Origin of the sequence: Methylobacterium sp. J-090 (assembly GCF_022829345.1) — a bacterium.
In the GTDB taxonomy this organism is placed as follows: Bacteria; Pseudomonadota; Alphaproteobacteria; order Rhizobiales; family Beijerinckiaceae; genus Methylobacterium.
Map to the genome: position 1 here is coordinate 1 of NZ_JAKSXV010000075.1, position 13,880 is coordinate 13,880.

Sequence of the window (13,880 nt, forward strand, 5' to 3'; positions counted from 1 at the left end):
GCGGCCAACGGCACCTGGAGCGTCGACGTCCCGGCCCTGGCCGACGGCGCCTACAGCTTCACCGCCAGCCTCACGGCGAACGGCAGCGTGGTCACCTCCCAGCCCCTCGCGCTCACCATCGACACCACCGCCGATGCCGGCACGGTGGCGACCCTGACCGTCGATCCCACCGGCGACCATAGGATCAATGCCAGCGAGGCCGGCACCGTGGCCTTCACCATCGCCGGCCTCGACCCGGATGCCGTCGGCCGGGTGACGTTCACGGATGCGACCCACGGCATGACGTCCATGGACGTCGGCAACGGCACCTACAGCGCCGACCTCTCGGGCTTTTCCGGACCGGTGACCTCGGTCCTGACGATCCAGGACGCGGCCGGCAACACCGCCACCCGCACCGGCACCCTCGTGACCGTCGATGCCGTCGCCCCCATGGGCACCGCGACGCCGTCCCCGCAGGGCGGCAGCGGCGCCACCACGTTCACCTACGCGGTGACCTTCTCGGAGGCCGTCGCCAACGTGACGGCGGACGATTTCGTCCTGACCGGCACCGGTGGTGCGTCGGGACGGGTCGGCTCCGTCGCGGTCGACGGCACCGGCTACCTGGTGACGGTGACCGATGTCGCCGGGACCGGAAACCTATCTCTGGGACTGGCCGCCACCGCCGACATCGCCGATGCCTTCGGCAACCGCGCAACCCTGTCGGCGACGCCGCGGGCGGTCGATGTCGGCGGAGCGCCGCAACCGGCCCCCACGCTCATCACCGGGTTCGGTGACGACACCGGTGTCCGGGGCGACGGGATCACGGCCGATGCCACCCCGGCGCTGTCGGGAACGGCTGCCGCCGGTGGAACCGTCACGGTCGCCTATGTCGAGGCCGGCGTGTCGAAATCGGTGAGCGCTCCGGTGGACGCCACCGGCGCCTGGACCGTGGCGATCCCCGCCCTGGCGGACGGCAGCTACAGCTTCACCGCCTCGGCGGTGACGGCCGGTGGGGCGCCCTCCGGGACGTCCGGGCCCCTGACGGTCACCGTGGACACCGTGGCGGATGCCGTCCCCCTCGTCTCCCTCACCGTCGATGGACCGGCCGGCGGGGTCCTGACCCCGGCCCAGGCGGCGGCCGTGACCTTCGTGGTCGCGGGCCTCGACCCGGGTTCCGCCGCCGCCGTGACCTTCACCGACGGAAGCCACACGGTCCGGGTCGAGGCCGGCGCGGACGGCTCCTACCACGCCGATCTGTCGGGCCTGACCGGACCCGTGACGTCCGCCTTCGTCGTCTCCGACGCCGCCGGCAACAATGCCGTGGGAACCGGGAACGGCGTCGTCATCGGCCAGACCGGCACGTCTCCCGGGGGCCCGCCGCCCACCGGCGAAGGCCCTCCGTCCGGCGGAAGCGCGCCGGGCCACGATACACCGCCCGTCGTCGCGCCCGTCGTCACCGGCCTCCAGCCCGATACCGGCATTCCGGGCGACGGAATCACCAGCGATCCGTCCCCGACCGTCGCCGGGACGGGCACGCCCGGCGGCAGCGTGACCGTCACCTACGGCACCGGTTCCGGGTCGCAGAGCGTCACGGCGCCCATCGGCTCCGACGGCGCCTGGACGGTCAAGCTGCCGACCTTGCCCGACGGCACCTACGACGTGGTCGCGACGGGGCGCGACGCGGCCGGCACCGCGACGCCGGCCGGCCAGCCCTTCCGGATCGTCGTCGATACCGTGGCCGATGGCGGGACGCCCGTGTCCCTCGCCGTCGAGCCGACCGCTGACGGGGTGGTCAACGCCGTCGAGGCCGTCGACACGGCCTATCGCGTCGCCGGCCTCGATGCCGGGTCGGTGGCGGCGGTGACGTTCACCGACGGCACCCACACGGTCACCACGCAGGTGACGGGCGACGGCCGCTACGCCGTCGATCTGTCCGGCCTGAACGGCCCGGTGACGAGCACGATCCTCGCCACCGATGCCGCCGGGAACGGAGCGCGGGCCACGGGCAACACCGTGACCTTCGACACCGTCGCACCGGCCGCCCCGGTGGTGACGGGCTTCTCCGAGGATACCGGCATCCTCGGCAACGCCACCACCGCCGATGCCACGCCGACCCTCCTCGGGACCGCCGAGGCCGGAAGCATCGTGTCCATCGCCTACGACACGCAGCAGGGGCCGCGCACGGCCACGGCGGTGGCCGGGACGGACGGTCACTGGAGCCTCGATCTGCCGCGCCTGGCCGAAGGCAGCTATGCCTTCGTCGCCAGCGCGACGGATGCGGCGGGCAACCGCGGCCAGGCCTCGGCCGCCTTCGGCCTCACCATCGATCCGCGCGACGGCGGAGCGGCGACCGGCGGCGGGAACGCGACGGACGGGGGTGGCACCGGCGTCAACCTGGCACCGAACGCCGTGGCCGACACCATCGCGACGGTGACGCACGCGGCGGCGGTGACCGGCAACGTGCTCGCCAACGACAGCGATCCCAACGCGGGCGACGTCCTGCACGTGACGGCGGTTCGCTTCGCCGGCGGGATCACCCTGGCCGTTCCCACCGAGGGGACCGTCACGGTCCTCGGGGATCACGGGACGCTGCATCTCGCCGCCGATGGCAGCTACAGCTACCAGGCCATCGGATCGAGCAACCTCTCGACCAGCGTCCACGTCGCCGAGCTCTTCACCTACACGGTCTCGGACGGGAAGGGCCTCTCGGCCCAGGCGGGACTCGCCGTGTCCCTCGCCGGGGCGGCACCGGCGGCGGAAGCCTCCTTCGGCTTCGCCTTCACCGAGGCCCGGGTGGAACGCCTCGGGGAGACCCTCGTCCTGACGGGTCCGGATGGAATCCAGCACGATATCGGCGGGATCGGGACCCTCCATTTCGCCGACGGATCGATCCAGCAGAATGACGGGCACGCCCTCGTCGACGACGTCTGGTACCTCGCGCACAACCTCGACGTCTGGAAGGCGGGCGTCGATGCCGACACCCACTACGCGACCTACGGCTGGCACGAAGGCCGTGATCCGAACGCCTACTTCTCGACGCAGGCGTACCTCGCGGCGAACCCGGACGTCGCGGCGGCGGGGGTCAACCCCCTGGAGCACTACGCCCAGTACGGCGAGCACGAGGGCCGCAGCCCGAGTTCGGACTTTTCGGGCGAGGCTTATCTGGCCCTGTACTCCGACGTCGCGGCATCGGGCGAGAATGCCCTGGAGCACTACCTGCACTACGGCCAGGGCGAAGGCCGCAACGTTCAGGACGGAAAGGGGAGCCAGGGCCATATCGGCGCCTTCGACCCGGCCTTCTATCTCGCGCAGAACCCCGATGTGGCCGCGGTGGCGGCTGAAGCGGGGGCCTTCACCCTCTCGGCGCCGGACTACGCGTTCCACCACTACGTCACCTACGGGGCCGGCGAAGGGCGCGCGCCCAACGCCGTGTTCGACCCGGGCTTCTACCTGTCCGCCAACCCGGACGTGGCTGCGAGCGGCCTCAATCCGCTCCTCCACTACGAGGAGTACGGTTGGCGCGAGGGTCGTGACCCGAGCCCCGGCTTCGACACCAACGCCTACCTCGAGCACAATCCCGATGTGGCCGCCGCCGACATCGATCCGCTCCAGCATTACCTGGACTTCGGCATGAAGGAGGGCCGCCTCCCGGTCTGAACGCGGTCCCGGCTCGGGGGGCCCGGCGGTGAAACGCCGGGCCTTCTCCGATTTCGGGGGTTCGCGGTGGCAGGCCTCTCGCGGAGACGCGCTTGTCGCGGGCGTGCCCCTCGTCAAGATCGGCGAGTTCGGCCGACCGAAATCATTTTCAAGTTCTTATCTGTCGATCTTGCCGTCGAATTCCAACTTAATATTATTAAAATCGGGCTTTTATCTGATGTTTAACCATTCATCGAGAAAGAGTGGCACTCAAATACGTAGTACGACTTATAAATAGACGCCTCGATTGGTTTCGGCGCCGCAAAGTCAGGGCACCCCACCTGGAGTTCGACAATGCCGTACTCAATTTTCGTCAGAAGAATCGACTCGTCCCGGGGGTCCGCCCCCGAGATCCTCGCGCGTGAGATCGAGAACGAGGGCGAGGCCTGCAAGATCGTGCGCGGCCTGGCGAGTTCCTACGGGGAGTTCGGTCTCGACTCGCGCAGAAGCGTCTACTGGTTCCGCAACAGGCGAGGCCTGCACGAGATCTGGACCGCGGCGTCGGACTGACGGACGGGGCCGTCATGGTCCCGGCGACGGATGCGTGAAGGACGACACCGTGGCGCTTCCGTCGCCTTCCAGCCGGAAAACACCGGTCTCGGCGCGGGGCCTACTGGCTTCGCCTGCGCGCCAGGATTCGCCCGATCCTGAACAGGAGCATATCCACCAGGACGGCCAGATAGGTGTCGCCGCTCCGCCGGATCGCCGCATGGGCCCGGATGCAATGGTCGGCGGCCAGGTGGAGGGGGTCCGCATCCGTCGATACCTCCGGCACTGGCGTGAAGGGCGAGGCCCGCCGGGTCTCCGTCGTGTCGATGTAGGCCCCGTAGCCGTGCATCAGGCCGGTGGTGTCGAGGGTCAAATGACCGCGATTCAAGATCCAGCGGACCTCGCCCGCCGCGCTCAGGACGCGAAATTCGATTGCGATTGGGCCCCCGGTCTGGCGAACGCGGCGAACGGCTGCGAACACCCACTCCCGATCCTCGGGGTGGATGCACCCGAACGCGACATCGAGGGGGATCGGTTTCCCCGCCAGAGCCCGGTTCCCCGCCAGGAGCGCGGCGGCGCCTTCGTCCAGCAGGGACAGACCGGCAGGCACGTCCGTGTCCCAGGTGCCGACTATCCCTGCTGCGTGCAAGGCAGACATATTCGTCGATGAGGATAACATTCATCTACCTGAGCATGATGGTCGGATCACAATCGAAGTCACGCACCTTTTTTACAGCACATCTCACTACCCATCTCCGCGAGACGGTTATGAGCTCTGGATTTGATACTTTTTGCGAAGACCTTTTTTCCGAAAGAAACCCGACAAATTTGTTCTCATACCAAAACGACGATGACTTCAACGCGTGGCCGTCGGCCCGTGCGACAGCGTGGGGGCGACGTCCGTCGAATGCGCCGAACTCGACCACGGGTCGGGTTCAGCGCCGATCGGTTTGTGTGTGCAGATGCTGCTCAGGCCGCTCCTGCAAGCGCACGATCCACCGAAGGTCCGACGGCACGTCTCCGCTTGAAACATTCAATCAGACCCACGCCGTTGTAAACAGTGGGACAAAATCGCCCGACGCTTCATCAACGTAAGAATTGGCTTTCTGTTTCCGTACGATATCGCGCCTAAGTAAGACACTTGTCTCTTCTGGAGAGGTGTTCGCTGAAAGCAATGGATGCCGGCCATCAGGAACTCAGCGATCCCGTCGCAGCGGGGGTGCGAGCCGGCGTTCCGTTGCTCGACGGGGCAGGGGCGTTCACATCGAGATCTTCCACATCGAGATCTTCGGGTTGCGGGAGGATGCCACCCGATCGAACGATCGTGTTCACCGACGGGCATGCCCGGCCCCGATCTCACTGCGCCGCATCGGGCCGTGGCGCGGTCTCGTCGGAGATGCCGACCTTCGCCCACACGTACACGGCAAGCAGTGCCACCGGCAGCCCGATCAACGACGTACCGACGAAGAACCACGTGAAGCCGGTCCGCTCGATGGCAAGGCCCGAAAACCCCGCGAGCACGCTTCCCGGGAAGGCGCACAGCGACGTCAGCAGCCCGAACTGGCTCGCCGCGTGATCGGCCGATGCGAGCGTCGACATGTAGGTGATCAGGACGACGGACGCGAAGGCATAGGCGAAACCGTCGATGCTGACGGCGGCTGCGAATGTCCAGAACGCCGTCCCGCCATCGCCTCCGTGGGCCGCGAGGTAGGCGAGGCTCAGGTGCGCGGCCGAGCCCGCCACGGTGCCGATCAGCAGGCTGGGCAACATGCCGATCCGGGGAATGAGGGCGCCGGCCAGGAACGTGCCGCCGAGGCCGATCCAGAAGCCGAAGACCTTCGTGACGGTGGCGATGTCGGTGTTGGAGAAACCCTGGTGCTTGAACAGCGGAACAGCCATCGCACTCGCGACGTAGCCCGGCATGCGGAAGCCGGCGACGAGAAGCAGGATCACGGGCGCCATAGGCCCGAGCCGGGCTAGGAGTTCCCGAATCGGCGCCCAGATCGTGTCGATGAAGCCGGTCCCGGCAAGGTGGGGACGCTGGTCGGAGGGCGGTTCGGGCGCGAGCACCGCCGCGATCATGCCGGGGAGCATCAGCGCAGCCATACAGAGATAGGCACCACGCCAGCCGATCCTGTCGGCCAGGAGCAAAGCACCGGCGCCGGCCGCCAAGTTGCCGATCCGCCAGCCGATCTCCGTCCATGACGAGAGCACAGCCTGCTTTTCGGGCGGCCGCACGCTGGTGATGCGCCAGCCGTCGATCACGAGATCGAGCGTTGCTCCGGCGAAACCGAGGACGAGCGAGAAGCCGATGGTCCAGGCGAGTTGGTGGGCGGGATCACCGAAAGCGATGCCCGCTGCCGCCGCCATGACGCCCAGCTGTGCGACCACGATCCAACCGCGCCTTCGGCCGAGAAGGCGCCCGAACAGGGGTGGATCGTACCGGTCGAGGAATGGCGCCCATAGGAACTTGAACTTGTAGGCGAGGGTCAGCTCGCTCAAGAGCCCGATCGTCACGATCGAGATCCCGATGTCGGACAGCCAAGCCGATTGCGTCGCGTAGACGAGAAGGAACGGGATGCCGGACGTGAAGCCGAGGCCGAGGGCCGGTGCGATCCGTCGATCCGTGAACAACGCCGACCAGAAGGGTGTCGCCTCCGGTTTCGCTACGTTTGCCGGGCTCATGTTCGGTCTTCTCCGGTTCCGCCTGTGCGGGTGCTCGCCGTTCCCGGTTCAGGCACCCCCGTCCGTTCCGAGGCGCACTGTGCCATGGCCCGCACCCCTGCGAGCGCTCGTCGGACCGGCCCAAGGCTGTACCGTCCCGCCCTCTTCCGTTCCACCAGCGTGCGCAGGTCGCCCCCGGGGCGCCCGATGCGCACGTCTCGCTGTTCGTTGGCCGCCATCGCTGTCGAGTTCCACGGCGCGCCCGGGCGCCGGAGGTGACAGGGACCTCGTTTTATCATCGCCCGAACGGCTCGATCGGCATGGCACCCGTCGCCCCCCCCCTCGTCCCGGTAGGAGGTACCGTTCTCCCTTCTGAAACAAACCTCGCGTCTTCATTTCCCGAACCCATGGGCCTTGATGCGCGAGGCCAGGGTGGTGGGACGCAGTCCCAGCAGGGCGGCGGCGCCGTTCGGCCCGAACACCCGGCCGCCCGTGAGGGCGAGCGCCGCTGCGATCTCGGCGCGGTCGCGGGCCCGGCGGTCGGTCTCGGTTGGTGGGCGGTCTGCAGGAAGCGCGGCAGGGGGCGTGGCGAGGCGGCGAGGCGGGTCGGTCTCCGGGAGGTCGAAACGGAGCCGACCGCCGACGGCCAGGATGGCCGCCCGCTCGATCACGTTCTCCAGCTCGCGCACGTTGCCGGGCCACGCGTAGCGCGCGAGCCGGCGCGCATCGCCTTCCGTGAGGCGCGGCTCGGGGATGTTGAGCCGGCGCGCGGCGCCTTTCAGGAAGTGCTGCGCGATCAGCGCGATATCCTCCGGGCGCTCGCGCAGGGGGCTCGCCGCCACGGGAAAGACGTTGAGGCGGAAATACAGGTCCTCGCGAAAACGTCCGCGGCGCACCTCGTCCTTGAGGTCGCGGTTGGTCGCGGCGACGAGGCGGATGTCGACGGCGCGGGTGCGCTCCTCGCCGACGCGTTCGAACGAGCGCTCCTGCAGCACCCGCAGCAGCTTGCCCTGGAGGTCCAGCGGGATCTCGCCGACCTCGTCGAGGAACAGCGTGCCGCCATCGGCGAGTTCGAAGCGGCCGACCCGGTCGCGGAGCGCGCCGGTGAAGGCGCCCTTGGCATGGCCGAAGAACTCGCTCTCGAACAATTCGCGGGGCACGGCGGCGCAGTTCACGCGGATCAGCGGGCGGTCGCGCCGGCGGCTCGCCTCGTGGATCGCGCGGGCGATCAGCTCCTTGCCGGTGCCGGATTCGCCGGTGACCAGGACCGTGGCGTCGGTGCCGGCCACGAGGTCGATCTGGCGGAGCGTCGCCTCGATGGCCGGCGAGCGGCCGATGATCCCCTGGTGATGGCTCTCCAGCCGGATCTCCTCCTTGAGGTAGGCGTTCTCCAGCTCCAGCCGCTCGCGCAGGCTATCGACCTCGGCGAGCGCGCTGCGCAGGCGCTCCTCGGCCTCGCGGCGCTGGCTGATGTCGCGGAACACGATGACCGCGCCGAGCAATTGCCCGCGGTCGCGGATCGGCGTCGAGGTGTACTCGACGGGAAACGACGTGCCGTCCTTGCGCCAGAACACCTCGCTGTCGACCTGATGCACCGCGCCGTCGCGGAAGGCGGCGTAGATCGGACAGTCGTGGTGATGGTAATGCCCCCCGTCGGGGTGGGTGTGGTGCACGGTGGCGTGCATGTCCTTGCCGACGAGATCCGTGGCGAGCCAGCCGAGCATGCGCTCGGCGGCCGGGTTGATGAAGGTGGTGACGCCGTCGGCGTTGACACCGTAGATGCCCTCGCCGGCCGCCCGGAGGATCAGCTGGTTCTCGCGCTCGATATCGCGAAAAATCCGCTCCATCCGCTGCCACTCGGCGATGCCGGCGCGCATGTGCTGGTCCGCCTGCCCGTCGATCACCCGGCGGCGGCGGGCGTCGAGGTCGGCGAGCGTCACGAGCAACCGGCCGTCCCCGAGGGGGCTCGCGGAATATTCGAGGCGCAGGCTCTTGCCGTCGGCGTGGCGGGGGATGAGCGCCTGCGACCACCATTGCCCCTTGGCCAGGGCCCCTTGCGTGAACACGATCAGTGCCGGGCGCTGGCCCGGATGGAGGGCGCTCGGCGCCATGGCGCGGAGCACCGCGCGGTCGTAGCCGAGCAGCCGTGCGGCGGCCGGGTTGGCATCGACGATCCGGTCGGCCGCCGGATCGAGCACCAGCATCGGCTCCCGGTGCTGCTCGAAGACCAGCCCGAGTTGTTCACCCCGGTCACACGCCAAGTCCGCTCTCCCCACTACGAAACTTCGTGATATGGCTACGAGATTTCATGATACACGAGATTTCGTAATTTTCATGAGGTCCGACAACCTCTTGTGCGCATTCGATTTTCACGAATTTTCCGGGCTGGCACATCGCTTGCGCTGAGGGGGCAGGCACCATCCGCTGCGCGAGGACCCCATGGCCCTGTTCGACAATCCCTTCGACGCGAAGCTGCGCCTCTCGCGCGGCGGCTGCACCTGCGGCGAGCATGCGAGTCAGGCCGCGCACGAAGCGGCGTTCTCGGGCGATGCCGAGATCCAGCGGGTGGTCGATGGCGCGGTGATGCGCGCGCTGTTCCCGCAGGACGCCCAGCGCCGCGCCTTCCTGCGCAGCGTCGGTGCCGCGACGGCCGCCGCGGCCGTTGCTCAGTTCTTCCCGACGAAGTTCGCGGCCGAGGCTTTTGCCGCGTCCGGCGTACCCGAGAAAAAAGATCTCAAGGTCGGCTTCATCCCCATCACCTGCGCCACGCCGATCATCATGGCGAAACCCATGGGCTTCTACGAGAAGCAGGGCTTGAACGTCGACGTGGTGAAGACCGCCGGCTGGGCGGTGATCCGCGACAAGACCCTGAACAAGGAATACGACGCCGCCCACATGCTGGCGCCGATGCCGCTGGCCATCTCGCTGGGCGTCGGCTCGAACCCGACGCCGTACACGGCGGCCGCCATCGAGAACGTCAACGGCCAGGCGATCACGCTGGCCATGAAGCACAAGGACCGGCGCGACCCGAAGGATTGGAAGGGCTTCAAGCTCGCCGTGCCGTTCGACTACTCGATGCACAACTACCTGCTGCGCTACTACCTCGCGGAAGCCGGCATCGACCCAGACACCGACGTGCAGATCCGTGCCGTGCCGCCGCCGGACATGGTCGCCAACCTGCGCGCCGACAACATCGACGGGTTCCTGGCGCCCGATCCGGTGAACCAGCGCGCGGTCTATGACGGCGTCGGCTTCATCCACATCCTGTCGAAGGAGATCTGGGACCGCCATCCGTGCTGCGCGTTTGCGGCCTCGAACGACTTCATCACCCAGACGCCGAACACCTACGCCGCTCTGCTCCGCGCGATCATCGAGGCCACCGCCTACGCCTCGAAAGCGGAAAACCGGAAGGAAATCGCCGCCCAGATCGCGCCGGCGAACTACCTCAACCAGCCGGTGACGGTGGTGGAGCAGGTGCTCACCGGCACTTTCGCGGACGGGCTCGGCAACGTGCGGAAGGTGCCCGACCGCGTCGATTTCGATCCCTTCCCGTGGCAATCCTTCGCCGTCTGGATCATCACCCAGATGCAGCGCTGGGGTCAGGTGAAGGGCGAGGTCGACTACAAGGCGGTCGCCGACAAGGTCTTCCTGGCGACAGACGCCGCCAAGCTGATGAAACAGGAAGGCCAGACGCCCCCGACCACGACCAGCAAGACCTTCGTGGTGATGGGCAAGACCTTCGATCCGGACAAGCCGAAGGAATACCTCGAGTCGTTCAAGATCCGGAAGGCCGGCTGACGCCATGGCCCGCAGCCTTCCTTTACGCGCAGCCCTGCTGTCGCTCTCGCTCCTCGTCGGCTTCCTGCTCGTCTGGCAGGTCGCCGTCAGCGGCACGGGCAAGACGCAGGCGATGGACCCCGAATACGCCGCCCTGATGGGGCAGGCCGCCACGACCGGCAAGTCGGCGATGCCGGGGCCGATGGATGTCGGCGCCACGATCTGGAAGCACCTCAAGGACCCGTTCTACGACCGCGGGCCCAACGACAAGGGGCTCGGCATCCAGCTCGCCTACTCGATCGGTCGCGTGGCTCTGGGCTACCTGCTGGCGGTCGTCGTCGCGATTCCGGTGGGCTTCCTCATCGGCATGTCGCCCCTGATGGGCCGGGCGCTCGATCCGTTCATCCAGCTCCTGAAGCCGGTCTCGCCGCTCGCCTGGATGCCGCTCGCGCTCTACACGATCAAGGATTCCGGCCTCTCGGCGATCTTCGTGATCTTCATCTGCTCGCTCTGGCCGATGCTGATCAACACCGCCTTCGGCGTCTCGGGCACCCGCAAGGAATGGCTGAACGTCGCGCGCACCCTGGAGGTCGGGCCGATCCGCCGCGCCTTCACGGTGATCCTGCCGGCTGCCGCACCCACGATCCTCACCGGCATGCGGATCTCCATCGGCATCGCGTGGCTGGTGATCGTCGCCGCCGAGATGCTCGTGGGCGGTACCGGCATCGGTTACTTCGTCTGGAACGAGTGGAACAACCTCTCGATCAACAACGTGATCGTCTCGATCTTGGTGATCGGCCTCGTCGGCATGATTCTGGACCAGCTGCTCGCCCGCGCCCAGCGCCTCGTGACTTTCCCGGAGTGAGGCCATGCCCGGAGTGAGACGATGAGCATCCTCCCCTTCGCCCGGCGCAAGCCCGACGCCCCTGCCAGGACTGCCGGAACCCGCCCCATGTCCGACGAAAAATTCATCTCGATCGAGGGCATCGCCCGGCGCTATCCGGCACCCGGGGGCAAGTCTTCGGGCAGCAAGACCTCGACCGTGTTCGAGGATCTATGGCTGCCGATGCGGCGCGGCGAGTTCGTGTGCATGATCGGGCACTCGGGCTGCGGCAAGACCACGGTGCTCAACATCCTGGCCGGCCTCGAAGCGCCGACCGAGGGCGTCGTCATCGCGGCGGGCGAGGCGATCGAGGGCACGAGCCTCGATCGCGCGGTGATCTTCCAGGGCCATGCCCTGCTGCCCTGGCGGACGGTGCTCGGCAACGTCGCCTACGCGGTGTCCTCCCGCTGGCGGAAGGCCGGCAAGGCCGAGGTCGAGGCGCGGGCGCGGAAAGCCATCGCCACGGTGGGCTTGGCCGGCTCCGAGCACAAGCGCCCGTCCGAACTCTCCGGCGGCATGAAGCAGCGCGTCGGCATCGCGAGGGCGCTGTCGATCGAGCCCAAAATCCTACTGATGGACGAGCCGTTCTCGGCCCTCGACGCGCTCACCCGCGGCACCCTGCAGGACGAGGTCAGGCGCATCTGCGTCGAGACCGGGCAGACCGTGTTCATGATCACCCACGACGTCGACGAGTCGATCTATCTCGCCGACCGCATCGTGCTGATGACGAACGGACCGATGGCGAAGGTCGCCGAGATCGTCGAGAACCCGCTGCCCAAGGACCGCGACCGGACGCAGCTCCACCACGCGCCCGGCTACTATGCGCTCCGCAACCATCTGATGGACTTCCTCGTCACCCGCTCGAAGACGCTGCGGGACGCGATGCCGGCCGGCTACGACCAGCGCAACCCGCCGGTCGTACGCCCGACGCTGAGCGAGGCGGATGCTGCGGCGATCGCTGCGAGCGAGCCCGTCGGGAAGCGTGCCTGATCTTTCAACACAGAGGACGGAACACCATGAAGCGCGAAGACCTCACGGAAAAGCTCCTCGACATCAAGCGCGAGAAGGGCTGGACCTGGAAGCACATCCAGGCCGAGATCGGCGGACTCTCGCCGATCCTCATCACCGCGGCCTGCATGGGGCAGATGAAGCTGCCGAAAGCCCAGGCGAAGAAGGCGGCCGAGCTGTTCGGCCTGACCCAGGCCGAGGAGCGGATGCTCAACGAGGCGCCCTATCGCGGCTCGATCCCCCAGATGCCGCCCACGGACCCGCTGATCTACCGCTTCTACGAGCTGGTGATGGTCTACGGCACGACGTGGAAGGAGCTGATCCAGGCGGATTTCGGCGACGGCATCATGTCGGCCATCGACTTCAACATGACCATGGAGCGCGAGCCCAACAACAAGGGCGACCGGGTGAAGATGAACCTCTCGGGCAAGTTCCTGCCGTACAAGTACTACGACAACGAGGACGGCGTCCCGGAATACGGCTTCAAGGAAAGCTGAAACAGTATTGCAGCGAGTCCCGCCGTACCGATTTGTGCGGCGGGAGCTTGAGATGATATCACAAACGAGATTGAAATCCATTTTTCCATGAAATTGCTGATGCGCGTGCCTGCTCTCGGGACGCGCGCAGAATGACCCAATGGCGAGGTCGTATCGGAGGCAAACAGTTCCGATTGTCGGAAGTGCTCCCCTGTCACGATCTGGGCACTCGAAGATCGCATGGCAGCCTGAAGCGCCTTTGGCAGGGGGGGCAACCTGGAGCGCTCGGCGGCTCTCTCCGGTGGGACGATCAGGCCGACCGACACACGGGGCTGTTCGGCATGTGAACAGTCACATGAACGAAGATAGTGATTTTCAGGAAACGGCTCTGATCGATCTGGCCGGTAATATCGTTTCGGCCTTCGTGTCGAGCAATTCGGTGCCCGTGGCGGAACTACCGATGCTGATCCGCAGCGTCCACGCGGCGTTGAGCGGTCTCTCTGCCGGCCCGGCGCAGGTCGGGGCGCAGTCCGTAGCGGAACCCGCCGAGAAGCCGACGGCGGCACAGGTCCGCAAGTCCCTGACGCCGGACGGCATCGTCAGCTTCGTGGACGGCAAGACCTACAAGACCATGAAGCGGCACCTGACCACGAACGGCTTCGATCCGTACAGTTACCGCGAACGATTCGGCCTGCCGGCCGACTATCCGATGGTCGCACCGAACTACGCGGCGCAGCGCTCGGCCCTGGCCAAGTCCATCGGACTTGGTCGCCCCGGCGGCCGCAGCGAGGGTGCACAACCAGCGAAGGTCCCGGGCCGGAAGCAGGCTGCCTGAGTTCTCTACGGTCACCCGAGCTACCGAAGCCCCGCAGCCTTTTCAACGCGGGGCTTTGTCGGACCATCATGCG

At 67.5% G+C, this 13,880-nt stretch carries 10 protein-coding genes; 7 read left to right on the forward strand and 3 right to left on the reverse strand.

Annotated elements, in window-relative coordinates; translation table 11 throughout:
• Positions 1-3,636, forward strand: a 3,636-nt coding sequence (locus MKK49_RS11365) for a beta strand repeat-containing protein (protein ID WP_244028418.1), incomplete at its 5' end; no start/stop codon positions are given.
• 333 nt (positions 3,637-3,969) lie between these two features.
• On the forward strand, positions 3,970-4,185 hold the full coding sequence (locus tag MKK49_RS11370; protein ID WP_244028419.1) for a hypothetical protein: 216 nt from the start codon (positions 3,970-3,972) through the stop codon (positions 4,183-4,185).
• A gap of 100 nt (positions 4,186-4,285) precedes the next feature.
• On the opposite strand, the gene MKK49_RS24510 is transcribed toward MKK49_RS11370, so the two are convergent.
• The 3 genes from MKK49_RS24510 to MKK49_RS11390 form a co-directional block, all read right to left on the reverse strand.
• Entirely contained in the window at positions 4,286-4,843 is a 558-nt protein-coding gene (locus MKK49_RS24510) for a PAS domain-containing protein (protein ID WP_313899160.1), read from the reverse strand.
• A gap of 677 nt (positions 4,844-5,520) precedes the next feature.
• Entirely contained in the window at positions 5,521-6,849 is a 1,329-nt protein-coding gene (locus MKK49_RS11385; RefSeq protein WP_244028420.1) for an AmpG family muropeptide MFS transporter, read from the reverse strand.
• Between the two features lie 371 nt (positions 6,850-7,220).
• On the reverse strand, positions 7,221-9,032 hold the full coding sequence (locus MKK49_RS11390; protein WP_244028767.1) for a sigma 54-interacting transcriptional regulator: 1,812 nt from the start codon (positions 9,030-9,032) through the stop codon (positions 7,221-7,223).
• A gap of 235 nt (positions 9,033-9,267) precedes the next feature.
• On the opposite strand from MKK49_RS11390, the gene MKK49_RS11395 reads away from it, so the two are divergent.
• The 5 genes from MKK49_RS11395 to MKK49_RS11415 all read left to right on the forward strand — a co-directional run bounded on the left by MKK49_RS11395 (position 9,268) and on the right by MKK49_RS11415 (position 13,807).
• The gene (locus MKK49_RS11395) at positions 9,268-10,626 is read left to right on the forward strand and encodes a CmpA/NrtA family ABC transporter substrate-binding protein (protein WP_244028422.1); all 1,359 of its coding nucleotides are present in this window, start codon (positions 9,268-9,270) and stop codon (positions 10,624-10,626) included.
• A 4-nt stretch (positions 10,627-10,630) separates the two neighbouring features.
• Entirely contained in the window at positions 10,631-11,470 is an 840-nt protein-coding gene (gene ntrB, locus MKK49_RS11400; protein WP_244028424.1) for a nitrate ABC transporter permease, read from the forward strand.
• 21 nt (positions 11,471-11,491) lie between these two features.
• On the forward strand, positions 11,492-12,478 hold the full coding sequence (locus MKK49_RS11405) for an ABC transporter ATP-binding protein (protein WP_409565059.1): 987 nt from the start codon (positions 11,492-11,494) through the stop codon (positions 12,476-12,478).
• A 26-nt stretch (positions 12,479-12,504) separates the two neighbouring features.
• Entirely contained in the window at positions 12,505-12,993 is a 489-nt protein-coding gene (gene cynS, locus MKK49_RS11410; RefSeq protein WP_244028426.1) for a cyanase, read from the forward strand.
• A 334-nt stretch (positions 12,994-13,327) separates the two neighbouring features.
• Complete coding sequence (locus MKK49_RS11415; RefSeq protein WP_244028428.1) at positions 13,328-13,807, forward strand: MucR family transcriptional regulator; 480 nt, start codon at positions 13,328-13,330, stop codon at positions 13,805-13,807.
• The last annotated feature ends 73 nt before the right edge of the window (positions 13,808-13,880 follow it).